The sequence below is a fragment of the Dyadobacter sp. SRI_021 genome, assembly GCF_057586235.1.
Window position 1 is genome coordinate 237,398 of the sequence record NZ_JBYCZM010000009.1, and the last position, 24,951, is coordinate 262,348.

Annotated in this window: 24 protein-coding genes; 14 read left to right on the plus strand and 10 right to left on the minus strand. The window is 51.3% G+C overall.

The window, feature by feature from the left end:
* The first annotated feature begins 42 nt into the window (after window positions 1-42).
* The gene (locus tag AC2YIT_RS25215) at window positions 43-492 is read left to right on the plus strand and encodes a DoxX family protein (protein WP_487281029.1); all 450 of its coding nucleotides are present in this window, start codon (window positions 43-45) and stop codon (window positions 490-492) included.
* Window positions 493-552: 60 nt separating this feature from the next.
* Here the strand turns inward: AC2YIT_RS25215 and AC2YIT_RS25220 are convergent, their stop codons facing one another.
* Window positions 553-1,899 (minus strand): Gfo/Idh/MocA family oxidoreductase, encoded by a 1,347-nt coding sequence (locus AC2YIT_RS25220; protein WP_487281030.1) that lies wholly within the window; start codon window positions 1,897-1,899, stop codon window positions 553-555.
* A 449-nt stretch (window positions 1,900-2,348) separates the two neighbouring features.
* Here AC2YIT_RS25220 and AC2YIT_RS25225 point away from each other — a divergent pair, with 449 nt between their 5' ends.
* Window positions 2,349-3,317 (plus strand): methylenetetrahydrofolate reductase, encoded by a 969-nt coding sequence (locus AC2YIT_RS25225; RefSeq protein WP_487281031.1) that lies wholly within the window; start codon window positions 2,349-2,351, stop codon window positions 3,315-3,317.
* On the opposite strand, the gene AC2YIT_RS25230 is transcribed toward AC2YIT_RS25225, so the two are convergent.
* Both AC2YIT_RS25230 and AC2YIT_RS25235 read right to left on the minus strand, forming a co-directional pair.
* A complete protein-coding gene (locus tag AC2YIT_RS25230) occupies window positions 3,307-4,770 on the minus strand; it encodes a lipopolysaccharide biosynthesis protein (RefSeq protein WP_487281032.1) in 1,464 nt (487 codons plus the stop codon). The two genes, AC2YIT_RS25225 and AC2YIT_RS25230, sit on opposite strands and share 11 nt — an antisense overlap.
* A 48-nt stretch (window positions 4,771-4,818) precedes the next feature.
* The gene (locus AC2YIT_RS25235) at window positions 4,819-5,589 is read right to left on the minus strand and encodes a class I SAM-dependent methyltransferase (RefSeq protein WP_487281041.1); all 771 of its coding nucleotides are present in this window, start codon (window positions 5,587-5,589) and stop codon (window positions 4,819-4,821) included.
* Between the two features lie 201 nt (window positions 5,590-5,790).
* Between AC2YIT_RS25235 and AC2YIT_RS25240 the strand changes: the two genes are divergently transcribed.
* Window positions 5,791-6,927 (plus strand): glycosyltransferase, encoded by a 1,137-nt coding sequence (locus tag AC2YIT_RS25240; protein WP_430847108.1) that lies wholly within the window; start codon window positions 5,791-5,793, stop codon window positions 6,925-6,927.
* 42 nt (window positions 6,928-6,969) lie between these two features.
* On the opposite strand, the gene AC2YIT_RS25245 is transcribed toward AC2YIT_RS25240, so the two are convergent.
* Window positions 6,970-7,827, minus strand: a complete 858-nt coding sequence (locus tag AC2YIT_RS25245) for a TylF/MycF/NovP-related O-methyltransferase (protein ID WP_430847110.1) — start codon at window positions 7,825-7,827, stop codon at window positions 6,970-6,972.
* Window positions 7,828-8,047: 220 nt separating this feature from the next.
* Here AC2YIT_RS25245 and AC2YIT_RS25250 point away from each other — a divergent pair, with 220 nt between their 5' ends.
* Entirely contained in the window at window positions 8,048-9,877 is a 1,830-nt protein-coding gene (locus tag AC2YIT_RS25250; RefSeq protein ID WP_487281033.1) for a thiamine pyrophosphate-dependent enzyme, read from the plus strand.
* Between the two features lie 3 nt (window positions 9,878-9,880).
* Complete coding sequence (locus AC2YIT_RS25255) at window positions 9,881-10,363, plus strand: MEKHLA domain-containing protein (RefSeq protein WP_430847114.1); 483 nt, start codon at window positions 9,881-9,883, stop codon at window positions 10,361-10,363.
* A 5-nt stretch (window positions 10,364-10,368) separates the two neighbouring features.
* Here the strand turns inward: AC2YIT_RS25255 and AC2YIT_RS25260 are convergent, their stop codons facing one another.
* The 5 genes from AC2YIT_RS25260 to AC2YIT_RS25280 form a co-directional block, all read right to left on the minus strand.
* A complete protein-coding gene (locus tag AC2YIT_RS25260; RefSeq protein ID WP_430847116.1) occupies window positions 10,369-11,046 on the minus strand; it encodes a phosphatase PAP2 family protein in 678 nt (225 codons plus the stop codon).
* Window positions 11,047-11,059: 13 nt separating this feature from the next.
* Window positions 11,060-13,498 carry a TonB-dependent receptor gene (locus AC2YIT_RS25265; protein ID WP_487281034.1) on the minus strand — a complete coding sequence of 813 codons (2,439 nt, stop codon included), beginning with the start codon at window positions 13,496-13,498 and terminating at the stop codon, window positions 11,060-11,062.
* Window positions 13,499-13,561: 63 nt separating this feature from the next.
* Entirely contained in the window at window positions 13,562-14,833 is a 1,272-nt protein-coding gene (locus AC2YIT_RS25270) for a sensor histidine kinase (RefSeq protein ID WP_487281035.1), read from the minus strand.
* Complete coding sequence (locus AC2YIT_RS25275; RefSeq protein ID WP_430847122.1) at window positions 14,830-15,504, minus strand: response regulator transcription factor; 675 nt, start codon at window positions 15,502-15,504, stop codon at window positions 14,830-14,832. The genes AC2YIT_RS25270 and AC2YIT_RS25275 overlap by 4 nt, the downstream gene beginning before the upstream one ends.
* A 175-nt stretch (window positions 15,505-15,679) precedes the next feature.
* On the minus strand, window positions 15,680-16,891 hold the full coding sequence (locus AC2YIT_RS25280) for a PQQ-dependent sugar dehydrogenase (protein WP_430847124.1): 1,212 nt from the start codon (window positions 16,889-16,891) through the stop codon (window positions 15,680-15,682).
* A gap of 178 nt (window positions 16,892-17,069) precedes the next feature.
* On the opposite strand from AC2YIT_RS25280, the gene AC2YIT_RS25285 reads away from it, so the two are divergent.
* Entirely contained in the window at window positions 17,070-17,642 is a 573-nt protein-coding gene (locus tag AC2YIT_RS25285; protein ID WP_430847126.1) for a Crp/Fnr family transcriptional regulator, read from the plus strand.
* Window positions 17,643-17,709: 67 nt separating this feature from the next.
* Window positions 17,710-18,159, plus strand: coding sequence for a carboxymuconolactone decarboxylase family protein (locus AC2YIT_RS25290; protein ID WP_430847128.1), 450 nt, complete (start codon window positions 17,710-17,712; stop codon window positions 18,157-18,159).
* A 48-nt stretch (window positions 18,160-18,207) separates the two neighbouring features.
* Here AC2YIT_RS25290 and AC2YIT_RS25295 read toward each other — a convergent pair whose 3' ends face one another.
* Window positions 18,208-18,696: an energy transducer TonB gene (locus AC2YIT_RS25295; RefSeq protein WP_430847130.1), complete on the minus strand. Its 489-nt coding sequence runs from the start codon at window positions 18,694-18,696 to the stop codon at window positions 18,208-18,210.
* Between the two features lie 86 nt (window positions 18,697-18,782).
* Here AC2YIT_RS25295 and AC2YIT_RS25300 point away from each other — a divergent pair, with 86 nt between their 5' ends.
* The 7 genes from AC2YIT_RS25300 to AC2YIT_RS25330 form a co-directional block, all read left to right on the plus strand.
* Window positions 18,783-19,151, plus strand: a complete 369-nt coding sequence (locus AC2YIT_RS25300) for a VOC family protein (protein WP_430847132.1) — start codon at window positions 18,783-18,785, stop codon at window positions 19,149-19,151.
* 28 nt (window positions 19,152-19,179) lie between these two features.
* Window positions 19,180-19,584 (plus strand): DUF1801 domain-containing protein, encoded by a 405-nt coding sequence (locus AC2YIT_RS25305; protein ID WP_430847134.1) that lies wholly within the window; start codon window positions 19,180-19,182, stop codon window positions 19,582-19,584.
* A 289-nt stretch (window positions 19,585-19,873) separates the two neighbouring features.
* Window positions 19,874-21,079: a hypothetical protein gene (locus AC2YIT_RS25310; RefSeq protein WP_430847136.1), complete on the plus strand. Its 1,206-nt coding sequence runs from the start codon at window positions 19,874-19,876 to the stop codon at window positions 21,077-21,079.
* A gap of 84 nt (window positions 21,080-21,163) precedes the next feature.
* Window positions 21,164-22,291 (plus strand): hypothetical protein, encoded by a 1,128-nt coding sequence (locus tag AC2YIT_RS25315; RefSeq protein ID WP_487281036.1) that lies wholly within the window; start codon window positions 21,164-21,166, stop codon window positions 22,289-22,291.
* Window positions 22,292-22,549: 258 nt separating this feature from the next.
* Window positions 22,550-23,275, plus strand: a complete 726-nt coding sequence (locus AC2YIT_RS25320; RefSeq protein WP_430847140.1) for a hypothetical protein — start codon at window positions 22,550-22,552, stop codon at window positions 23,273-23,275.
* Between the two features lie 77 nt (window positions 23,276-23,352).
* Window positions 23,353-24,552 (plus strand): tail fiber domain-containing protein, encoded by a 1,200-nt coding sequence (locus AC2YIT_RS25325; RefSeq protein ID WP_430847142.1) that lies wholly within the window; start codon window positions 23,353-23,355, stop codon window positions 24,550-24,552.
* A 77-nt stretch (window positions 24,553-24,629) separates the two neighbouring features.
* A partial coding sequence (locus tag AC2YIT_RS25330; RefSeq protein WP_487281037.1) for a hypothetical protein occupies window positions 24,630-24,951 on the plus strand: 322 nt, incomplete at its 3' end.

A 24,951-nucleotide genomic window follows, 5' to 3' on the forward strand; every position in this document is an offset into this window, starting at 1 on the left:
CTTTCCGGTCCTTTGCTGTCTCAAACAACAATTGACAATGTAATGAAAGCAATGATTTTTAAAACGAACAACGACTGGACCGGCCTTATCCTCCGGCTGACCATAGGCGTAATCCTCTTCCCGCATGGCGCACAAAAAGTACTGGGCTGGTTCGGTGGCCCTGGCTTCGACGGTGAAATGCAGTTTTTTACCGAAACCCTTCAAATACCCTGGCTGGTCAGCTTCCTGGTGATCCTGATTGAGTTTGCAGGTGCGATTGCATTGATCGTCGGCTTCGCCTCGCGGCTTTGGTCGGTGGCTATTATCGGGCTGTTTGCCGGCATCATTTTCGTAGGGCAGCACGTGCAGAACGGTTTCTTCATGAACTGGTTCGGTAACCAGCAGGGCGAGGGCTATGAATACCATTTGCTGGTGATCGGGCTGGCGTTGGCAGTTATCGTGCAGGGTAGCGGGCGATTATCCGTGGACAGGAAGTTGTCGCCTGTGGGATAATCGCGCAGCAGCCAAGGAAGAATGAGTCCCTGCAAATGCGTATTTGCAGGGACTGAACAGCTAGACGATCGGATCCCAGCCCTTCGCGTACTCGCGTGACCAGAGTTTTTCCGCCTCCTTGTCCCCAATAATATGCCCATTTTTCGGATCGATTTTCAGGTCGCGGCCTACCCGCCAGGCGATGTTGCCGAGCTGCATCGCAACAACGCTCCTGTAACCCAGCTCCACGTCGCAATTCGGTTTGCGATTGTTGCGGATCGCGTCCAGGAAATCGGCTACGTGGAGGTTGTCCATGCCCACGCTCGGGCTGACCAGGTTCCGCCCCTGCACGCCGGCTTCCTCGGTGGGAGAGTTTACTTCTTTGATGAGCTTGCCGTCGAGATCATACACCTTGTAGGCGTCGCCGCCGGTGTCGAGGCTGCCGTTTTCGCCGTAAAATATGATGCCCCGGTCCTGCCCCTCGATTTTGCGGCCATTAGAGCTCCTCGATTCCCACAACAGTGAAATACGGCCTGGATAATCCATTGTGATGATCTGCGTATCGGGAGTTTCCCAATCGTCCTTGAACTCGTACCGGCCGCCCACTGAGCTGACGCGCGTTGGGAAGTCCACGCCCAGGCCCCAGCGTGCCACATCCACTTCATGAGTGCCGTTGTTGAGCGCTTCGCCGGTCCCCCAATGCCAGAACCAGTGCCAGTCGTAATGGATCAGGCCCTCCTTGTAGGGCATGCGTGGCGCGGGACCCTGCCAAAGCTCATAGTCGAGCCAGGAGGGGACGGTGCCGGGTTTCAGGTAAGTGGCCTTCCTTTTATTGGTATACCATGTTTTGGCCAGATAGACACGCCCGATAATGCCCTGATGCAGCTGTTTGATGCCTTCCGTGAGCACAGGCGCAGACCTGCGCTGCGCGCCCATCTGTACCACGCGCTTGTATTTACGCGCAGCCTCGATCGCGAGTTCGCCTTCGCGCGGGTTGTGGCTCAATGGCTTCTCTACATACACGTGTTTGCCGGCCTGGCAGCCCATAATCGTCAGTGGCGCGTGCCAGTGATCCGGCGTGGCGATATATATGGCGTCAATGGATTTGTCTTCGAGAACCTTGCGGCAGTCTTTTTCGGATTTGGGTTTGGCGGTTTGTCTGGCCTCCATCACAGTCTGGATGGCTTTCGGGATGGCCCGCTCGTCTACATCGCAAACGGTACCTACTTCGGTATTTTTCTGCCCCGCAAAGGTGCCGCTCATGCCTTTGCCCCGGCTATTGACCCCGATCGTCGCCACGCGGATGAGGTCGTTGGCGCCCACAATGCGGTTGTAGCTTTTCGCACTGAAACCCATAGCGGTTCCGCCGATGGCGATCCCTAGCGAGCCTGCTGCGGTAGTTTTCAAAAATTCACGTCTGTTAGCCATGACTTGTAGTGTATTGATTCGGTTTACTAAGCAATACATGGCCGGTATATACCTTTCTGTCGGGGCGAATCCGCACATTTTTGTGTCGTTCGAAGACTTAGAAAAAAAGCAGTAGCGATCTTTCGTCTGCTACTGCTAAAATCCCCCTTCAGTTACAATCCTCTATCGGTTGTCGGCGGTACCATTAAAGAACGTATACTTTTTGAGGCGGGTGGCCATTAAAGCCTGCCATCAATCCGAATGCTTGAAGTGCTTTCATGATCGTGGGTGGCGCGATCGGAATGCTGAATAATAAAAAAAATAGGCAACTGGGAAATCCGGTAGTAATAAATCCGGAAAATGATGTTTAGTTTGAAGAATGGACGAAAGAGGTACAGGTAACCGCAGGACGACGTCCATGTTGCAGATATTCTTTTAAGAGAAGCGGCAGGATGCCCATTAAGTAAGTCATGTTTCTGAACAAGATCAAATCCCGAGAATCAGGAGTGGTGCTTTACGGCATCACGCCACCCAAAGCCGACACAACTGTTGAACGCGTGGCCGAAATCGCTCAAAAGACCATCGAGCGATTGGCTACCCTGGATATTGATGCATTGGTGGTATATGATGTGCAGGATGAATCGGCCCGTACGAAGGAAGAAAGGCCGTTTCCGTTCCTGAATTCGCTCGACCCGCTGCATTTCGCCTCGGAATACCTCGGTAGTCTGGACGTCCCCAAAATCATCTATCGTCCCGCCGGCAAATTTTCGGCGGAGGAGCTGTCGGAATGGCTGGAAGCATTGAACGAGCAGCATTTCTATCCTGTGTTTGTAGGAGTGCCCGCGCCGGACTTTCCTGTGAAAACGAGCCTGCCCGACGCTTATAAAATCTGGCGCAAGAATGAGGAAACATCGGTAATCGGTGCAGTGACGATTCCGGAGCGCCATAAGATCTTGCAAGACGAGGATACGCGGATTCTGGATAAGATGGAATGCGGGGTATCGTATTTCATTTCCCAATGTGTATTTAACCTCGAATACGCCAGGCAGGTGATCGAAGACCTGGCGCTGCGTTGCGACCGCGAGCAAATAACCCCGCCGACGATTATTTTCACGATCACTGCCTGCGGCTCTGAAAAAACGTTGCAGTTTATGGATTGGCTGGGTATCAATGTGCCGGAGGAATTAAAGGAGGATCTCAGGAGTTCCGAAGATATTCTGGAACGATCGGTCAATATCTGCCTCGACATAGCTTCCGAGCTCACGGCATTCTGTATGGAACGTTCCATACCATTTGGCTTCAACATCGAAAGCGTCGCCATTCGCAAAGCGGAAATCGAAGCATCGATTTACATGGCGGGCCAGATCAGTCAAATGCTGAAAGACAAGGGTGTACGGAAATCGGAGCGGGTACAGTCGGTTCTCAGGCCTACGGCCTGATCTTTAACGCTACGGTAGAGAAAACCTTTCTGGCCAAACCCATAACCATTTCAAAGTGAAATGCAAGGAAAGTTATGCCCAGAATGGACAATTTGATCACGAACAGATAGATGAGGCCGGCATTGTCCTCCTTAGAATCGCCGAAAACCTGCACCAAGTAAAGTAGTATGACAAGTGCGACACCCAGCGTGCTGTGCTTTGCAATTACTTTCAGAAACCGGGTGAAACTGCTGCCTAAAATCCTGTTGATCAGAACGTAATATACAATGATGAAATTGGTGGCAATGGCCACCGAAATGCACAGGGCGGTCATAGTCAGCGATTCAAAATAAAGAATTCCAAGGAGCGTCGCCGAAATGGTGGTGAAAGTGCTGAGTATGCCCATTTTGAACAGCATATCCGTCCGGCCCATAGATTGGAAAATAGCACCGCCACTTGAATTGACCATTTGAAGCCAGATGGAGGCACCGAATACTTGCAGGACGGGCGCAACGTCTGTCCATTTGGAGCCCAGTACAAGATAGACAATCTCTTTGGATGAAAAGAAAACGAATATTGAAATGGGGATTCCCAGCATCGCCAGGATATTCACTACTTTCAGGTATTCTTCAAAAATGATTTTCGGCTGATCGACAAATCTTGCGAGCACGGGGTGGAGCACGGGGGTGATCACATGCGTAAGGTTCGCGACCGGGTACATCATGAGCTGGTAGGACTGGCTGTAAATTCCGAGGTTCTGGTTGCCCATAAACTTACCGATCAGGATGTTGTCGAGATTGCGGGAAAAGTAGTTAATGATATTGAACGCAAATTGAAAACCCGAATACCTCGCTATCTTTCTGAAACCACCGAAGCTGAAACCTTCCAGGAGCCTCAGTCTTGAAAAATAAAAGTACATTATGCAGATTATCAGATTCGAGAGGATCGAACGCCAGATGATCGAATAATAGCTGTAACCTTTCATGGCAAGGAATACGACCAGGATTCCCGTGGTAACGCTGGTTATGATTTCTATCCCGCCCAACAATTTGAACGATTTCTCCCGCATTAACAGGCTTCTTGGAACGCCCGATAAAGAGCTGAAAAACACGCTGACAGAGAGGAGCTGGCCGATCCTGATGTAGACGTCGCTTTCGTAAAACCAGGCAATGCCGTAAGAAAGCAGGTAGAATGCCAGTCCGAGACAGGCACTTAGTAATATGTTGATTTTGAAAATATCGGAAATGTCCTTTCGCGTAAGATCCCGGTTTTGAACGATCGCCGATCCTACGCCGATGTCGCCGAGGATGCTGAAAAAAGTAATGAATACGGTGACGACACCCACGACACCGTATTCGTCAGGGGATAAAAATCGGGCCAGTATTGAATTGATTACCAGCCCGATGAGTATGCTGCTATATTTAGAAAGAAAAACAAAAAAAGTCCCCCTCTTGATTTCCTGATCAACCCGCATTTTCTGTAAGTTTCATTACACGTCCCCTCAGGACTGAGAAATAAGTCACTAGCCTTTCGGAGCGTTTTTTTTCGCCACAAGAATATAAGTACAGGCATCTTTATCCTTGCCGCCTTGCGAGGGTATCTGATCGAACAGGTAAATAAGAGGTTGAAACAGGATCGCCAGTACGGGTCGTAAGAACGGAGGTAGAGCAAATGTGAAGCCATCCTGGAAGAGTTGAAGGCCCATGGCGGACCGGCCGATGATCCCCCGGAAGTGGATTACTTCAAACCCTGCATCGGTGACAACTTTTTTCAGGCCGGTGGAAGTCCATCGCCAGAAATCGGTAGGGTCGGGGTGGAACATCCAGTAGCCATGCGTGCTCAGGATCAATTGTCCGTCGGTTTTGAGTACCCTCAGGGCTTCTTTTAGATATTCTGCCGGATTGACAACGTGTTCGAGTGCCTGGGTGGACAACACGACATCCAGCGTTTCATCCGGGAGTTCGATTCGCCCCTCAGGAGAAATCAGAATATCAGCCACCTTGTTCCCGGGTAGGTCGATCCCGATGTACTTGTGAACGTAGGGGGCCACCAACGACTCGTAAGGCCGGTTTCCACAGCCATAGTCGGCCAAAGTTAAACTTCGCGAATCGCGCGCCACAAATTCCTGAATGACATCCTCAATAGCCTGACGAAGTTGGCGAAGATAGTAATAGCGGGTTGCCATTCGTCCGAATATCGATGGATACAAGCGTTCGACTCCTGGTTCTCTTTCAGTCATGCCAAAATAAAAGTATAGTGTTTTAGTATATAGGTTGTTAGCTAATGCCCGAATCGTTCGGCCCGGCTAGCGATGTTGCAAGTTATAACTCTTTTCGAGCGAATTGCATGCCAGCCATTGTTTATCTCACCATTGCAAAGCGAACGGCAGGTTTGGGTGATCAAACGGCTCGCTAACATCAATCGGAAGTGTTTAAATTTGTTCGTATTTTGTTTACACACTAGTCGATCGGCATACGGCCGTATTTTTGGAGCTATGAACATTCTGGTATTCAATGAATCATTTTTTCCGCTGAGTGAAACGTTTGTGCATCGCCAGGTAGTCGGCTTGTCGCGGTATCACCATGTAACGCTGCTCGCCTATCGCTACGAGCATGAAGACAAGTTCCCAACCGATGTAGAAAAAAATCTTCTGGCCCGATACCAGGGCCTGTTCGATATGCTGATTACGAAAGTATTACGCGTGTTGACAAGGAAAATGCACAGGCTGAGCTTTCAAAACCGGTTATGGGTTTCGGATTTGCTGCGAAACGGTAGGATCGATGCGATCCATACCCATTTCGGAACTTCCGGGATCGAACTGCTGCCAGTGGCGAAAAAGTTGGGTATCCCGATGGTCGTTAGTTTCCATGGAATCGACGCGGCCCCGGCAATGCTGAACGTCCCGGCATATGCCTGCGGTATTCAGGAGGTGATCGAATATGCAAAGGCAGTCATTATCGTAAGCCCGCATTTTGTGGACACACTCGGCCTGAGTAAGTTCAGCAGCAAGGTACACCTGATTCCTTACGGTACCGACGAGCAGAAATTCATTCCTGCGGAAACGCCGGAGCGTAGCAAGATCGTGATTCAGCATGTAGGCCGCCTCGTCGCCAAAAAGGGGGTGCCGGATTTAATTACAGCATTCAGCACACTTTGCGACCGGCACGACAACCTGGAACTGCGTATCATCGGTGACGGCCCGGAGATGCCGCTGTGCAGGGAGCTCGTCGATCGGTTGAATTTAAGCGACAAAGTATCGCTGCTGGGCTCCAAGCCGCATAATGAAGTCAACGAACATATGAAAGATGCCGACATTTACGTACTCAACAGCCGGACCGATGCCAGGGGAGATATGGAAGGCCTGCCGAATTCCATTCTGGAAGCGATGAGTATGGAAAAGCCGGTCGTGTCCACGTATCATGCGGGTATCCCGCAGGCGATTCAGGATGGGGCAAATGGCTTGCTCGTTAAGGAAAGGGACAACGAGGGCTTGGCGGAGGCGCTTGAAACGCTGATTCGCGATCGCGCTCTCAGGCGCAGGCTGGGCGTTGCGGCAAGGCAGACGATTGTCGCGAATTTCAGTGCCCGTTCGATGGAAGCAAAAATCCAGTCAGTTTTCGCGGGATTGTAACGGGTCTCCAACGCTTGTACCGACCGGATTTTCGCAGGTATTTCAAAGTGATTGCGATTTCACCGCAATTCTGCCCGTGTAGTCGATTCTATTCAACAGAAGCGGTTTGTCCGCAAAATATTCGTCTACGGCTTTTTTGCAGCCGTCCCAATGACCATAATCATCAATGATCAGCACGCCGGAGACGGCCAGCAGGGGATAGAGGTGTAGCAACTCATGCGCGGTGGATTCGTACCAGTCGGTATCGAGACGGAGCAATGCAATGCCATTGGCCGGCAATGTGGAAGGGATTGTATCTTCAACCTTCCCCTTTACATAATGGATGTTTGCGGAAGGGTATTTGGTGATATTCATGTTTTGTTTCACGTCGGTAATGTCTGCAAGGCACCATACCGATGTTTCTTTATGGTTGGCGCCCTTTTTTAGCAGCAGGTCGGCGTCTTCACCGCGGAAAGTCCTGTCATGCTCGGTGGGTTCCGACATCCCTTCAAAGGTATCGTAGAGGAACAGTTGCCTGTCGGTGCTGCGCAGGTGCAGCAGGGTAAGGGCGGTCATCATCGAGCTTCCCCCACGCCAAACGCCGCATTCCACAAAGTCGCCGGGAATATTATTTTTCACCACATATTTCACGGCGTTGAACAAGGCGTACATGCGTTCTATGGACGTCATAGTGTACGGCCTGCATTGTTCGTACAAAGCCAGGAAGATTTCATCATCCGTAAATTTTTCCTCCTTTTTGATTCGGGATACTTGTAATCCAAAAGGTCTCAATAGAAGCGAATTGATCATAAAATAGCAGATATGGTGAAAATGAATTGTTCGCATTTTTGCATCAACGATAGGAAAGATTCTCAGTAATTCCAAACTCGTTATCAGATTCTTAGCCATTTCGAAGGACATAAAAATAGCATATTACTGAGCACTGGATGCAGTCCGGTTATCGTAGGGTCGGTATCAACTCTTGTTCGCTACTTTTGGCCGCATGGAGGGCTGCCACCGGTAGTGGCGCGGGCGAAGGGCTTTATATATTTGTTTTATAGAATTTATTCTATTTTATAGATTAATATCTACTACAAAATATGAGGCATTTGGCAAACTAATTCTAATTTAATGGTTACTTTTGAGACATCGCCGCAACATCAGACAGACAGTCATTTCAGATCATTTACTCAACAACTACAACATCATGGGCCTTGAAGCGCGCGAATCGGCGTCCTGTATCATTGAACCGGACGAACAGTATAATCCGGACAGCTATCAGATCATTATTACAACATTAAGCAACTGGGGCATTCGATTGTATGCCGGAGTGAACGGTGGAGGAGTGATCCATCTGCTCAAACACCTGGAACCGCTCGATCAGGCCGATACCGGAGCGCCCTCCTTCCTGACCATCGGCGAGTATACTGCGGGCTTTGTTCCATTGGGACATTATTCGGGTAGCGGCAGGATCGCGGCATCGGTTGCGACAACCGGGGCTGCTACGAAGCTTATATGCTGCGGATTGAGTGACGCCAAACTTCATGATATTTCCGCCGTATATATTATACCGGTATCGAACGGAAGTACCGCCGGATTTTCTCCATTGCAGGACACGACGGAATATGGCAGCAATATGGTTTTGCAACTCCGGGCCGAACTGCCTGAATCCGTCTTTGTACTGGACGACAGGACGACTTTACATCGACAGCTGTTGCTCGCGAAAGAACAGCTCGACCGCTCCAAGCCGGTCGTGCTGGTACTGGACAATGAAGGGCTCAATATTTCTCAAATGGATTCGGGACTCCTTCCCGCCATCCCCGATATCCGTGCCAGGGAGAATGATTCCACAGAGGCTTTTCTGACGGCATTCCGGAGGGAGACGGAGGGGAAACGTGTGGTTCTGTTGGTTGGCGAGGAAATGGCGCGTTACCAGTACGCTGCCGATCTCACGACCCGGCTCAGCGAGACGCTCGGGGCAGCTACCATATGGAGTATCAATGGTGCTAATGCCATCAGCCGCGATAACCTTTATGGCTATGGCTATATTTCTTTCGGAGGTAATGACAGGGCTATTTCGCTGTATAATTCGTTGGGCGAGCACGATGTTTTGCTGGTGATCGGGGCGTGTCCTGACGAATACACGGTCAATTTCAAGAAGATTTCTGCTTCCGCTACATTTCATTTCAGCAATATCCCGCAGGCTTACGGATTGGTTGGCAATAGTTTGCAACATGTCGTGGAAGGGCGTTATTATCAGGTGAATGGTCCGTTGGACTGGTGGCTGCAAACTTTGACCGATGCCGCGGCCGAGCTCCCGTTTGCCAACATTCCGATGGAGAAGGCACCCCGGGATTTAAACGATCTGCCCTTTGCGCGCGCGGGTGGTGAGTACGTCGATATGGCCGTCCTCTACCAACGCCTCGACTGCTGGTGGCCCGAAGGTTCCATTGGAATCGATGATACGTGCCTCGCTTATAAGGATCGCCAATATGTGACCCAGCGGCCCAACAATAATATCCGCTTTTTTTCGCTGTACCGTGGCTCAGCCATGGGCGGGGCCTTCGGGGTTGCTATTGGTGCTAAACTGGCAGATCCGGGCCGGCAGGTGTTTTTATTCACCGGGGACGGTTGTTTCCGGCTGTTTTCGGGCTCTATGGGCGAGGTGAGTCATCTCGGGTTGGTAGTGTTTCTGCTCAATAATGAGACGTTCGGCATCGTGGAGCAGGGGCTGAGAAAGGTTCTGCCAGATGTCGGAACGGCGCATTATCATTCGAGGCTTAATGCGGTCGATTATTGTGCGATTGCACGGGCCAACAACTGGGGCGCGATACGGCTCGCGCCCGACCTGGGCAACCTCGACGAAATACTCAGGCACTTAGAGGAGGGGCCGGTGAGGTCCTTGCTTATCGAAGTGCCGGTTGACCCCAACCAGCTATTAGGTAAAAATCCACGGCTGAAAAATTTGTAATACATGAACCGCACACAAAAAGATACACTGATCCGGCAGATAAGCGAAAATTTCCAACAGCTATCCGGCCAGCCCCTCTATGTTTCTCCCGAAGCTGGCGATGTCTGCCAATGGCTCCATGAGGAAGCTCCTTATGGCATTCTGGTACATAATACCGACGCCGACCCGCATTTTATATATGCCAACGGTCACGCGCTGGCCTCATTTAAATACACCGAGGAGGAAATACTTACTATACCGTCCAGATTGAGCGCTTCCGAGCAGGACAGACCCGAGCGGCAGCGAATGCTGACAATCGTCTTGCGCGATGGCATTGTTTACAACTATTCCGGCCCCAGGGTCGATAAATACGGTCGCAGTTTTATGATTTACGACGGAGTGGTGTGGCAACTGCGAAACCCGGACGGACAAGTCTGGGGACAGGCCGCCCTTTTCTGGACAGACGAAGTCAAACGTCCCGAATGGTTCCGGCCGGTGCGAAATTAGGCTAATCAATATACCGGTTGCGATTTGGCGCGGGGTTTGCCCCATTTGTACCGGTGCGTCCAGTAGGCGACTTTCATCGACAAATACCCGATTCCCGCGCCCACGAGGACGTCGCTGATGTAATGCCGGTTGTTAGCCACGCGCAGCAGGCCCACAGACGACGCCACGGTGTACGACGCATAGGGCATCCATGGATAACGGTCTTTGTATTCTTCATTCAGAAACGTGGCCGCTGCGAATGCCTGGGTGGTATGCCCAGACGGGAAGGAGTTGTAGGTGCTCCCGTCCGGGCGGAGGGTATGTGTGGCCGATTTCAGGATAGTCGCGGTAGTGAGCGCCATGGCTTCGCCTTTGACAAGGATCGCTGTGCGGTTGAGCACATCGGTTTTGGATTTGACACCGAATGCATCGAGGCCATAGGCGACTACCAAAGGTGAAAATTGCATGTAATCATCGATATGCGTGTGGAAACGCGGAATGTGACGATTCCTGCTTTCGGCGAGCTCGTTCTTAATGGACTCTTCCGAATGTCCGTTGGCGATGAGACCGCCGATGATTAGCGAGGCGGGTGCGTAAAACTGTTGCAAAGTCAGCGGCTTACGTACGGGCAGGCTGTCGACGGGTGGGAATGACTGTGCGAAAGAAGATGTTGAAAAGAGGAGGAAAATGATGAGGAGGCGCATAGGGTATGCAATTTTAAAATTTGAAACTGTAACCGGCCCGTACTAGCTGGGTCTCGTAATAATCGCGGCTGTTGTAATGGAAGCCGTCACCATACACGGTTTTGCGGATCACCAGCGTGCCGAAAAGGTCGGTAGCGTTAATGAAGATTTCGCCTTTGGGTAACTGCCGCTTGGCGCCGGCATCTACCGAGAAACGGTAACCTGTGCGGCCCTGCGGTACGATGTCGGGTGCCTGGTAAATGGTCACCACTTGTACCTCGGATTTCTTGCCTTTCAGCACGGCGCTCACTTTGGCGCTGCCGGAGGTGAGCGTTTGTTTGGCGGCGCTGTAAATGGATTTTACAGGGTAAAGGTTTTCGACCGAGAATGCATTGACCGTATTTTTATAAATATTACCATTCACGTTTACCGAAAACCAGGGCGCGAGGTCTTGCTGGAATACCAGCTCCCCGCCCTCATTATAGCTCTTGCCGGCATTCTGGAAAATGTTGTAGATCAAAGTACTGCCCGGTACGATGGTGCCGATGCGTGTAATGGTTCCGTTGATCTGCTTGCAGTAAAGTGCGGCATATAGCGAGCCGCTGTTCCAGCTGGTTTTGTAGCCGGCCTCCCAGGAGCTGGTAAACTGCGGTTTGAGGGCAGGGTTACCGATTTTAATGATCTCGGCATCGTCGTATTTCGGGAAAATACGGATATCCACCTCATTGGGCCTGTCCACGCGGCGGTTGTAGAACAGCGATACCTTATTGCGGTCGTCGATTTTATAAGCGAACCGCACGTTGGGGAACGGCTTTGCATAGGTGTAACCATCGGAGTGGTAGGTAGGGTGGGTCGGGTTGACGTCGTAACGGAGGTCGATATACTCGACCCGCAAGCCTGCTTCCACCTCGAAATTCCTGTTTTCAAAAACGTAATTGCCATAGACAGCGGGGATCGTCTCCTTGTAATGGGCCCAGCCGCCGGCGAGGCTGTCAATAGGGGAGTTTAGGCCCGGCGTGGCGACGCCCGGCGTGGCGACGCCCGGGAAGAATTGCATATTCGTTGGGATAAACCGCCTGCGCAGTTTCAAGCCGCCTTCCAGCCTTCCGTACCGCAGCGGACGGATGTAATCGGCATTGAAATCGAACACATTTTCATCCGAAAGCAGCTTGAAAGCGTCTTTACCTGTGAAATCGGGCATGATGTTGGTGAAAAAGTACTGCTCGTTTTCGCGGTGGAAAGTGTAGTTGAGGCTAATATTGAGCAGATGTCCGGGTTGTGCGTATTTGTGCTGGTAGGATGCGCTGGCGGTTACGGTGGTTTTCAATTCGTCTTCCAAAAATTGCCAAAGCCGGTTCCGTTGGGTCAGTTTTGCGTTAAAAAACGGTTCGTCGCCGCGGTCGAGGATCTTTTCGCTGCTGAACAATGCGGAGACCGACAATGCATTGCTTTCATCGAAGGCCCAGTCGGCCCCGGTTTTAGCAGTAACCACGTTGGTGCTGCGGTTCCGCTTGGTTTGCTGCCTGATGGTATCTCCGCTGTCGTAGTACCGGTTCACAAACTCGTTCTTGTTGAGGGTTGGGGTATGCAGGTAATCGCCCTGGAAAAACACATTTGCCTTCCTTTTCTTGTAATTCAGGGCGAGCGAAGGGTTCAGTTTGAGAGTATTCCGGTATTGCGGGCGGATATCGGGCAAGTTTTCCTTCCGCACCCACAATGCGCCCAGCCCGGCGGTCATGCCTATTTTCCCGTTGAAACCTTCCTGTTTTTCCTTTTTATAAATAATATTGATGATCCCCGCATTACCATTCGCGTCGTAGCGGGCCGACGGGTTATTAATGATCTCGATCCGCTCGATCGCCGAGGCCGGGATGTTATCGAGGCTGGTCTGGCTGCCGAAGCCGGTGAGGGCAGTCTGGCGACCGTCCACCAGGATGGCTACCTTGTCGCTGCCGCGCAGAAGTACCTTGCCGTCATCTCCCGCAGTCACGCCCGGCAGGTTTTTCAGTGCCTGCAATACCGACCCGCCGCTTTGGCTCACATTGCGGCCAATGTTGAAGATCTTCCGGTCGAGCTTGTCGTCGACACCCTCGGCCTGCTGACCGGTGACGGTTACTTCCTGCAAGTTCTGAGAGTCTTCGGCCATCCGGAATTCACCGAGGTCGAGGTAGGGGCTCAGAGTACCCGCGGTAACGGGCTTATGCAATGCCTTGTACCCCAGCAATACACATTCAATTCGGTAATGGCCGTTCCTCACGTCGGGCAGACTGAACCGCCCGAGCTCGTTGGTGATGGTACCTGCTACAAATGCGCTGTCTTTTTCAGTTTTAAGAACAATATTGACAAATGGGAGAGCCTGTCCGCTTGTCACGGAAGTCACCTGGCCGGAGAGCGTTACTTTGCTTACCTGTGCTTTAAGTTCGAACAGGATTAGAAAGAGGCAGAGGCTGGTGAGGATTCTTTTGAAGGCCATTCAGACGTTGCTTTTGATGATCTGATGGCAAAAATGAGAACCGATTTGGAAGAAATTTCGAATTCAGAATCGGACGAAAAAGCAGTGCATACCCTGTGTGAAATCATAGCCGATCAGCCAGCCATAACGATCGCATATCTCGCGGGCGATCGCGAGCCCGAGCCCGCTGCCCGCATGCTCGCCCGACGCCTGTGCGAACCGCCTGAAAAGGTTCTCCATTTGCAACGCCCCCGCGCCGGTGTTCGAAATTGTAAGCACGTTGCCGCTCAAATGTACTTGCACTTCCCCGCCCGCGGGTGTGTAGCGCACCGCATTCACAAGCAGGTTGGTGAGCAGGATTTCGGTCAGTACCGGGTTCGCTTCAATGGTAAAGGGACTGATGTTTTCGGTGTAATGCAATGCATTGTTTTCGAAACGGTCGGTAAACTGTTCCGCAACGGCTACGAGCACTTCATCGAGCTGGATCTGTTCCCTTTCTTCAAACTGCGCATGTTCAATACGCGCCAGCAGAAGCAGGTTCTTGTTGATGCGGGAAACGCGGTTGATCGCCTGGTAAACTTGCTCGACGATACGCATTTGGCCGGCATCCAGCGATTGGCTCTGCAAGAGCATGTCCAGGCGGGATTTGACAATGGCCAGTGGCGTCTGTAATTCGTGCGAAGCATTTTCGGTGAATTCCTTTTGCTGGCGGTACGATGCCAGGCTGCTTTGCATCAGGGTATCCAGGCTGGCATTCAGGTCGGCAAATTCCGTCACGTCCGATACGGGTAGCGGCACGGCCTTGCCGGTTTCCAGGCGAAAGGTGCGAAGGCCTGCCAGCGTATCGTAAAACGGCTGCCAGATGCGCAGGGAGGTTTTACGGTTGAGATAAATAAATCCCGCCAGCAGCAGCATGATGAAAAATACCGTCACCCCGCCAATGGCCAGGATGGTCTCGTCGACCTCCTCCATATTGGTCTCGATCAGCACACGGTACAGTTTATGGCTGACGCGAATGTCGGTGGTCAGGCACCGGAATTGTTCGCGGTCGTTCATGAAGCTGTCGAACCGGATAATGGTATAAAGGCTGTCGGGCCGGGGAGCTGCTGTTTCGTTGAAAGAGAAGCCGGGCTGTACTTTATCGAGAACGGTGATCATATTATCCACCGCGGTATCGGGTAGATTAAGATGGGTGAGGCGTTTTTCTAGCTTTTCGCGGATGGCGTAATGATGCTTGTCCAGCTCGTTTTCCCAAATCAAATCGATGATCAGGAAATAGACCGGAATGCTGATTACCAGCACCGTAAATGCGTAGATCACCAGCGGGCGCAGGCTCTGATCGAGCAGCTTTTTCATCCTTCCCATTTGTAGCCGGTTCCGTAAATCGTTTTGAGATAATTGCCATACCCGGCCTCACTGAGCTTCTTTTTCAGGTTCTTCACATGCGCGTACACGAAGTCGTGGTTATCGAACATATCGGCAATGTCGCCCGACAAATGCTCGGCTAATGCGCTTTTGGCAATCACCCGGTTTTTATTTCCGATAAAGAATAGCAAAAGATCGAGCTCTTTTTTCGTGAGTACCACCGCCTGACCATGTACGGTGATCGTTTTGCTCAGCAAATCGACTTTCAATTCATTCTGAACGACCTGGTTATGGTTGGCAAAGTTTCGCCGGCGGATCACCGAGTAAATACGGGCGGCGAGTTCAGGCAAGTGAAAGGGTTTAGCGAGGTAGTCGTCGGCACCTGCGTGCAGGCCCCTGATCTTGGTCTCATAATCGCCTTTGGCCGAAATCATGATCACGCCATCTTGCTGGCCCTGCTTTTTGAGCGTTTCCAGGATGTCCATTCCGTCGCCACCCGGCAGCATGAGGTCCAGCAGGATGCAGTCGTACCGGTACAGCTCCACTTTCTCGCGTGCCTGCGCCCACGTGCCCGCATACTCGCACAGGTAGTCCTGCGCCGTGAGGTAGGCGCCGATGCTCTCGGCCAGGCCGGGTTCGTCTTCGATGATCAGGATCTTCATGCGGGCAATTTAATGCAACAATTTGGAATTCTTTTTGAAGAAAAAAGACCTGCGCTCACTGGAACGGACCGGCGGATATCCTGGGATGAGCTATAAAAAATCCGTTATCTGCTCAGTGTCACATCGCAGGTAACGGATTCGTTCTGTCTGTTCTCCGGCCGATTGGCCGGCCGCATTATTTCTTACCTATTTTATACAATCTTCCCTGATCGGTAACGGCGTAAAGTGCTCCGTCATGACCTTCGGTAATGTCGCGGAAACGTTGGTTTTCGCCGGAAAGAAGTCGTTCTTCGCCTACTACTTTGTTGTCTTTGAGTACAATACGGCAAACGTGCATACCGCTGAGCGATGAAATGAACAAGTTGTTTTTCCATTCAGGGATCTGTTTGCCGTCATAGAAAGTGATACCGCTCGGGGAAATAACAGGATCATAGTAATATACCGGTTGTTCCATTCCCTCTTTTTGCTGAATCACATCGCCGATTTGCTTGCCGCTGTATTCGATACCGTAGGTGATCGTTGGCCAGCCGTAGTTTTTGCCGGGCAATATGCGGTTGATCTCATCACCACCTCTCGGGCCGAACTCGGTTTCCCACAAGTCTCCGGTAACCGGGTTGATCGCGAGTCCCTGAACGTTGCGATGACCGTAAGAATACAATTCAGGACGTGCGCCTTCCTTACCAATAAACGGGTTTCCTTTGGCAGGTTTTCCCTCGGTGGTAATGCGGATTACCTTGCCCAAACCGGAGTTGAGATCCTGCGCTTGCGGGCGGGTAACGAGGTCGGAACGTTCGCCGGTGGATACGAACAGGTTGCCATCTTTCGCAAATTTCACACGGCCGCCATAATGGAGCGTACCTTTATAGGCAGGTGTTGCCTGATAAATGACTTTTACATTTTCCAGCTTTGTGCCGTCCGCAGAAAGCTTGCCTTTGGCTACGGCCGTGAGATTGCCGTCTTCGAGAGGTTGCGAAAAAGCCCAGTATACCATTCTGTTTTGGGCAAAAGCAGGGTCGAGGGTAATCCCGAGCAAGCCGCCCTGGCCGTCGCTATTCACTTTGGGGACGCCGTCGATGGGCTTTCCGACTTCACCGGTTGCAGACACAATGCGCATGGTGCCGCCTTTTTCCGTCACCAGGAACCTGCCATCGGGCAATACTGCGATCCCCCACGGTCTTTCCAGGGAAGAAGTCAGTACTTTTCCTTCATACGGGGTTTTGGTCACGACTGATCCGATGCGGGTTTGGCCTGCAAATGCAGACTTGTATTCCGAATTGGGTTTCTTGGTTTCGACGGGAGCACCAGTAGCAGCTTGCTGGGCGATCGAAAGGGATGGCGCAAGGACCAGGGATGCGCCGGCGACGAACGCGTGGATTACAAATTTCATTTTTAAGGAAGTTTAGTCTTAAAGCCCGGGATTTGTCAGGGCGGACAGTTGCGAATTTACTATTTTCATTCCAGAACGAACGCCAAAGCCCGGAGAAAACGTTTCCGGCTTTGTTAAAAGTGAGTGAATGGGCCGTGTAATGACGTAATTTTATCCCCATACTAACGGACGAGTATTGATGCAGCAACTGATTACCCATATTACCGGATACACTTCCATAAAGCCTGAGAAACTGGCCCCGATAGTTGATTTTTTCGAAGTACGGGCTTTTAAAAAGAGGGAACTGTTGCTGCAAGAAGGGCAGCGGTGCCATGAGAAGTTCTTTATCGCGAAAGGTTGCGTGCATTTGTTTTACCTGCGCCGGAACGGCGTGGAGCAAACCATCGATTTCGCGTTGGAAAATTGGTGGACGAGCGATTTCATGGCCTTTCAGCAGGGCGGTATGGCGCAATTTTCCATTCGCGCCGTCGAAGCAACCGAAGCATTCGTCATCTCTGCCGCCAGACAGCACGAAATGTTATCGGCGCTTCCTGAATTGAATGAGTACTTCCACCTGATGTTCCAGCGGGCCTACGCCGCTTCCCAAATGCGGATACGGAAGACGTACGAACTGTCGAAGGAGGAACTCTACCAGGATTTCAGGAGGAGTTATCCCGCTTTTATGCAGCGGGTGCCGCAGTACCTGCTGGCCTCGTTTCTGGGCTTTACACCGGAATATCTGAGTGAAATCCGCAAGAAATTCGTTTCTTAAACTGGTTTAAGAAGATCCTCTGCGCGACTGGCGAATTTTGTCATATCAAAACAAAATTATGTCAATCATGTCAAAAGTTGTTAAACATCGGCTGGACGTCTGGAAAGAGGAGCCATCCTATTGGACCCATATGGCGGCCATTGAAAAAAGAATCTATGCTTCATCCATTCCCCGCACGCTGATCGAGCTGATCAAGATCCGCGCTTCGCAGATCAACAAATGTGCTTACTGTATCGATTACCACACCGCAGAAGCCGTGCAAATCGGCGAATCGGCGCGACGGATATTCGCGCTTTCAGCATGGAAGGAAAGCCCGCTGTTCACGGAAAGTGAACGAGCGGCCCTTCAACTGACAGAGGAAATCACGCACATTTCCATTGACGGCGTGGCCGATGCGACCTATGAAACTGTGAAAACGCATTTCACAACCAGCGAAATTGGTGATATGATGGTCTGTATCAGCCACATCAATTTCCTGAACCGGATCGGGATTTCTACGAAGACGGTGGCACTTTAAAAGCCGGAATTTCGGCGGATAATCGGCCGGAAGCACGCCTCCGGCCGATTATTTTGCCGTAAACGAGATTGGTAGTGCGTATCTTACCTTCGCAATTTGGCTTAACTTTCTGCCCGGTTTCCATCGGGGCATTAACTGCACCAGGCGAACTGCTTCTTCGTCGCAGCCAAATCCCAGGCCTTTTATCACAGAAACGTTTGTAATCTCGCCCGTTATTTCAATTGTAAACATCGTAAAAACACGGCCGGAAATTCCTGCGCTTTGCGCTTCAGAGGGCAAGCGAAGATTGGCTTCAATAAATTTGTACATTGCTTTGGTTCCACCTGGGAATTCAGGTGGTTGTTCAACTCCGCCGAATACTTTTTCTGTTTCCGGTCGGGAGATCTTGGACGGAATGTCATATAATACAATCGGTTGATCGGCGTAGAGAACACCGGTGTCAACTGGCAACGAAGACTTGCGTACCTGCGCCTGAGTGCTCGTAAGAGTGCAGGTGGTTAGCAGGAGGAATGATAGGAAAAAATAAGGGTGATTCATGATTATATATAATTTAATTGAATATAATATTAAGGTTATTATACTCCATATTCAAGTGCTGCTGAACTAAAAAATCCATGACCGCTATGATTGTCCCATTATTCAAAGTCTCAAACATGGCCGAAGCCATCAAGCATTATACCGAGGTCCTGGACTTCGTGATGACGGATCCGAACGATCATGTTGATTCACCGGTGGTGGATCTGGGTCGCGACGGCTGGAATATGCAGATCACCACATCGGAGAGCGAGCGGCTGTTTGGGTCGGTCGTCTATTTCTGGGTGGAGGATGTGGATGCATTGTTCGCGAAATACCTGGCGCGCGGGCTGGACATTTCGCGTCGTGCCGGGTCGCCGGTGCATCAGGGGCCGGTGAATCAAACCTGGGGCAGGAGGGAGTTTTACGTTACGGACGCGGATGGGAATACGATCCGGTTTTGCAAGCTTATAGAATAGGTTCTTATCATATATCAATACCTGACCAATGCCCCTTAACAAAGACGTTACCCAATTTCTGGACGAACTTCACCATCCGCTCCGGCAGGAGATCGAGGCACTGCGACTAATTATTCTGGACGCCAGTGCATTGTTGGAAGAAAACATCAAATGGAACGGCCCTAACTATTCGGTAGGGACAGAAGACAGAATTACCATGAGAATTCAGCCTCCGAAGCAAATCCAGCTGGTTTTTCACCGTGGGGCGAAGGTGAAGGACCAGCCGAAAGAAAGGATCGTGCAGGATATTTCCGGTTTGCTGGCATGGCGGGAACACGACCGGGCGATCGCAACTTTCAAGAATATGGAGGCTGTGGAGGCGGCGACGCAGATATTGCCCGGCATTGTGCGGGAGTGGATCGCGGCGACAGTCGAAGCAAGGCTCGGGAAGTAATTTTTGATGTAGAAGTAATTGTGTATTAAAGTCTGGCTTCTGTCAGGCTATTCTGGGTGTTTTATGCCCCTTTTCATTCCTTTTCATTCCAACCAGGTGTAAACACGTGTTTTTGAAAACACGTGTTTGTAGTCGTTTTTGAAGAATTATTTCTACGAACCTTTGTCAGGCAAAAGCTTTTGTACGGTGGAGCTCAGCAACCACTTGAAAAAACGGGCTTACCTGTAAGGGGATTGATTACAGGGACGGATCCTGCCGTCTTACAACAGGGGATTATTCATACGTCACAATGAGCAATTTTCTTGATTTACAAAACGGCTGGTATAATGGTTTGATCCAGGGATTGGGCCAGAGCCAGGACTCTTTTCAGATCATTCAGCCAGCACCTCCGATCGCCAGCGGCACGGCCGCAAATCCGACTTTCTGGGCGTACTACAACAATATCCCTCCCAAAACATTGACTGCCCAGTTTGTTGCCAGCGGTGGTAATCAGTTTTATAATAATTACAGAGGCTTGCTTTCTGCGCTGGTACCTTCGCGGCAGATCGACGTGAGAGCAGACATCGGAGCAGAAAACTTTGCCGCGTGGCATGCGTATGTGCAAACACAACCTGCGCCAAGCATGAATCAAATCCCGACCATGTTCAGAAACTGGGCGATGTTCAACGCGCCGGAAGTGGCCAATATCGGTTCTTCGGATTATGCGGCCATTCTGCTCGACCCGATTGCTACGGCCCAGAATGAGCTCACGTTGGTGTATACCAATGAAAAAGGCCTGCCGGTTAACTTCGACTGGCAGCTGAACTACGCCGATATGGTCAACCAACTGGCCAGCGCGCCTTCCCGCTCTTTCAATTTCAATAGCGGTACGATGAACAAAGATGTAAGCACGTCCTGGGCAGGCGGCTCGAAGTCCGGTTTCTTCGGCCTATGGGGCGGTAGCAGCTCTACTTCGACGCTTAGTGAGCAATTTGCTTCCAGCACTATCACGGTAGACGCCAGTTTTGAACACATTCTGGTGTTTTCCAACACGCCGGGCGCATGGTACTATTCTTCGGCAATGGGCTTGGCATATGCCAACCAAACCGGTAATCCATGGAGCGACAAGTCGTCGATCAACTGGAACAACACATTCGGGCCGAACGGTAACATGCAATACTTCTCCGCGAACGTGATTGTAGCGTCGGGTATGTCCGTTACCGTTACGTCCAATGCCAAGTATTCTTCTGTCGATCAGCAGACGATTACTTCCAGCGGCTCGTCGGGTTTCTGGCCATTCTATTCCGGCGACAGCGGCAGTACTTCTACCAACCGCGTTGAATTCAACCAGGCGGGCAATATGACCATCACCACCAGCAGCATTCCGGGTGTACCTGTGGTGCTGGGTGTGAACGTATTGCCGGCTGGCGAGTTTGTAGGCCACTCTTCGAGCCTGGGCATTTCGCTCTTCGAATCGGCCAAAGCATTTGCCGCCGAGAGCCTCGCTGCTGTATAATGTTTTCTATGGAAGGCTGGGTGAAACCAGCCTTCTCCCTTTTGACTTTACCGTGTGCCCGGAAACCATCATTCAGGAAGCAATATGATAACTACCTACGATACGCCCGCCGAAGCGATGACAACCATTACCGACGGATGGTATAACCGGTTGGCCGCCAGTCTCAACTTATCCGTCCAACATTTCCAGTTGCTGCAACCGCCGGGTGTGCCTGTGAGCGACCAGACTTTCTGGGCCTGTTTCAACGTAGTACCGCCCGCAACGCTCAAATACAATCGCTGGTACTATCAGCAGCCGACGTTTTTTAGCCAGTATGCCGCCGTAGTGAACGCGCTGTCGTTCCCGGAAAGCGCCTTTGTGAAAGACATCGGGGCTGAAACTTATGCGCAATGGCAGGCTTATCTGAAAACGCTTTCGCCTCCGCCGCCCGCCAATACCTTGCCGACTGTGTGGTTTCAATGGGCAGTGGTGAATGCCCCCTCGGTAGCCAATATCGGGCGTTCCGATCTGGCCACCCAGCTGCTGATCAGCGGCGCGCAGGCTGTATTGGAGCCCTATGAAGGCCCCGACGCGAAGCCCGCCGACTTTTCGCCTTCTTTTTCAGACCTTCAAAATACATTACGCGCTTCATCGGGGACGAATTTCTTCTTCGACTCAGCCAATGAAGACCCGGATGTTTCCAATTCCTGGGTGCCGGGCGACGATCCGAACTATTTCGGTATATGGACAGGCAGTTCAGCTGCGTTTCACATCAGTCGGAAGTTTGCTTTGAGCAGGATCACTGTTTCCATACAATTCGACCATTTCACGACGATAGCCGTCACGCCGGGACAATGGTATAATTCCGCGTTACTGCACCAGGCATGGGCGTCTCAATCGACCCCGCCGTGGATCGATAGTACCGACTGGCAAACCTATTTCGGAGCTGGGGGAAGCCTTACCTACGCGGTAGGGTCCCTACTGGCCGCCGACGGAATTGCACTTACACTCACTTCGGATGCCGAGTTCACTCAGACGGAACAAACCCTCATCAAAAGCCTGGTAGCAATGGGAGACTGGCCGGTTTACTGCCCAATAACTTCAACGGCTGTATCGAATACCATCACGACCGGCCCCGGATCCACGACAATCCAGTTCAAATCCGAACCGGGTAATCCCGTGGTATTGGGCTTTAATGTTTTTGATATCCGGAGTTATGTCGGGGCGGGTTAATAAATAGCACATTTTAAAGATTTCAAAAAGTCTGCATCCCGCCGGGATGCAGACTTTTTGCATTGCGCTCCACTCGTATTTTTGTGGACAGGCACAAGTGGACTATACGAATTATTTTTGATGAATTGTAGTATAAATTCTAATTTGTAGGGCTTAGTCTACGATAACTATTTCTGATATCGACACGCTGAAATAATCCGGGGGTAGTAGGTTTGTTCTGTTTCAAACTCAACCAAAGTTTCACAAACAAATCACTACATGAAAGCAATTCGACTCTTTTCAGCCCTGGCGATCACCATGACCCTGGCAACAAGTGCTGCCACTTTTGGGCAGGTAAAGATCGGTTCCAATCCGACGACGATCGATCCGAACAACAACCTCGAAGTTGAGAGTGCGGATCCTGCCAAGAAAATCAGTATTCACAAAACTACTGGTAAACTGACCATCGCCGACGGTTCGCAAGGCGATAAAAAGGTGTTGACCTCGGATGCGAACGGTGTAGCAACCTGGCAAAGCCAGTCGGAACTTGCGATTCCGGTAACAGCATTCAGCGGTGCTATCACGGGCCTGGCCACGATTCCGACCTTCACTACCCACGACCAGATAGACCAGCGGCTTCCGCTTGTTCCTACACTGGGAGCTGCTGACTGGGATGCTGGTAGCAAGCGGTTTATCGTTCCTGTGGCCGGGACCTACTCGGTGCAGGTCGGTTTGTCGTGTATCAGCACAACGGGAGCGGGCGTGACACTTTGGACGAGGATTTGGGTTGTTTCAGAAAACGGCGGCCCGATCTTCAAAGGTACCAGCCCAATGGGCCTCACCGCCGGAGACTGGCAATCTGTGGTTTACACCGGAAAATTAAATGCCGGCGACGGTATTTCGCTGGAAGGATACACCATGCAGACCGACGGCAATCCGCCGGTGAACCCGATCTGGACCGGTACCTGCGGGCGTGCATACATGACCGTTACGAAGATTGATTAAGAGCTTACATAACAGCTACCTTATCCTGGTTTATGCGCAGTCGTTCCTGTGATTGCCATTTCAAAAACAAACAGATTATGAAAACAAAACAATTACTATCTGCCATTTCTTTTGCTGCCGTTACAGCTTTGACGACGACGGCAATGGCCCAGGTAAAAATCGGATCGAATCCGACCACCATTACGCCAGGAGCTAACCTGGACGTGGAAGGTCAAAACAGCACACACACAGTTGTGCTACAATCGGGCCATGTGGGCATTAACCATTCGAACCCGCCGACTACATTACATGTGCAGGCGGTTTCGAACCTGGACCTTCCATCGGCAGCCAACGTAGTGGCGCGGTTCGATCCGCTGGGTGGTTCAAATATCGATTCTGCGGCCTCCATTGCAATTAATGCAGGACGCGCTGTCGTAGGGTTTGACATCGATCCGGAACAGAGCAAGTATGCCTTTTTGCGGTCGAATTCGGCGACCGATCTTCGATTGCAGGTAATAGATGACGGCCTGGTTCTTCAGGAGAACGCATTTTTTATGCAAAGTTCGGGTACTAGAACGGGCTACATCGGGCTCAATACAGAAGCGCCGCAATCGCGCCTGGATATCAGAGGAGATATGAAAGTGATTGCAAATCCCGGTACCCAAACCGGTAACATTTGGAATGGTACTTCCAATGTCAACGGCTTTGAAGTGCGCAGTACGCCGGGAGGTGACGTTTGGGTGGGAATCCAGCGTGCGGGGACCGTCGCACCGCTACACGTTTCGAAGCCGGCAGGTACCACAACTGGTGAGATGATCAATTTCGGTGTTGGAGGTGTTGGAATGGGTAGTATCACGCACTCTGCGGCAGGTATCCAATACAATACTACTTCCGACGCTCGTCTGAAAGAAAACATCCGTACCTCGAAATTCGGCTTGGAAACGCTGAAATCTATCAAGGTATATGACTATAATTTCAAAGCAGACGCTCAAAAGACGCTTTCTACGGGTGTACTCGCTCAGGAGCTGTATAAGCTATATCCGCAAGCCGTCCGCGTAGGCGGGGCCGACGCGAAAATGAACCCTTGGGTGGTGGATTACAGCAAGCTGATTCCTATGCTGGTTAAATCGGTACAAGAGCTCAGCGACGAAGTAGAATTGCTGAGAAAAGAAAAAGCCCAGCTAAGCGCGGAGTTGAAACTGAAAGAAGCAGCTTACTCAGAACTCGACAGCCGGGTAACCCAGGTGGAAAAAATGCTTAACGCAGGCGGCGAAAGCGCGAAATCCGTGAGCCGATAGGGACATCATTCATTTTCGGGCATAGCGCAACGCTGCAAGCATTGCCATAATGCCTGTCATTTAACCAACGCGAAACAATGAAAGAACTTTATACCAGCTCATCCGGAAGCGGATGGCGCAGCATGGCGGTTTCGGCTGCACTGCTCTTAGTCGGGCACCTGTCGCATGCGCAGGAGGGCAGCCAGGGAAATACGACAATTTTCGGCGGAGCCGAGATGACATTTTTCAGTAACCACAACTTCGTGACCGGCGGTGGTGGAGCCCAGCCGGGCGTCATCCTGACCGAGCGGGCAGCGGGGAACTTCGGCGTGCTCAACTTCGCCGGCGATAATCTGGCCTCCACCGGCGCTTCGGACGCAGGCTATGTGGATGGGTACGTACGCAAGTATGGAGCAGGCG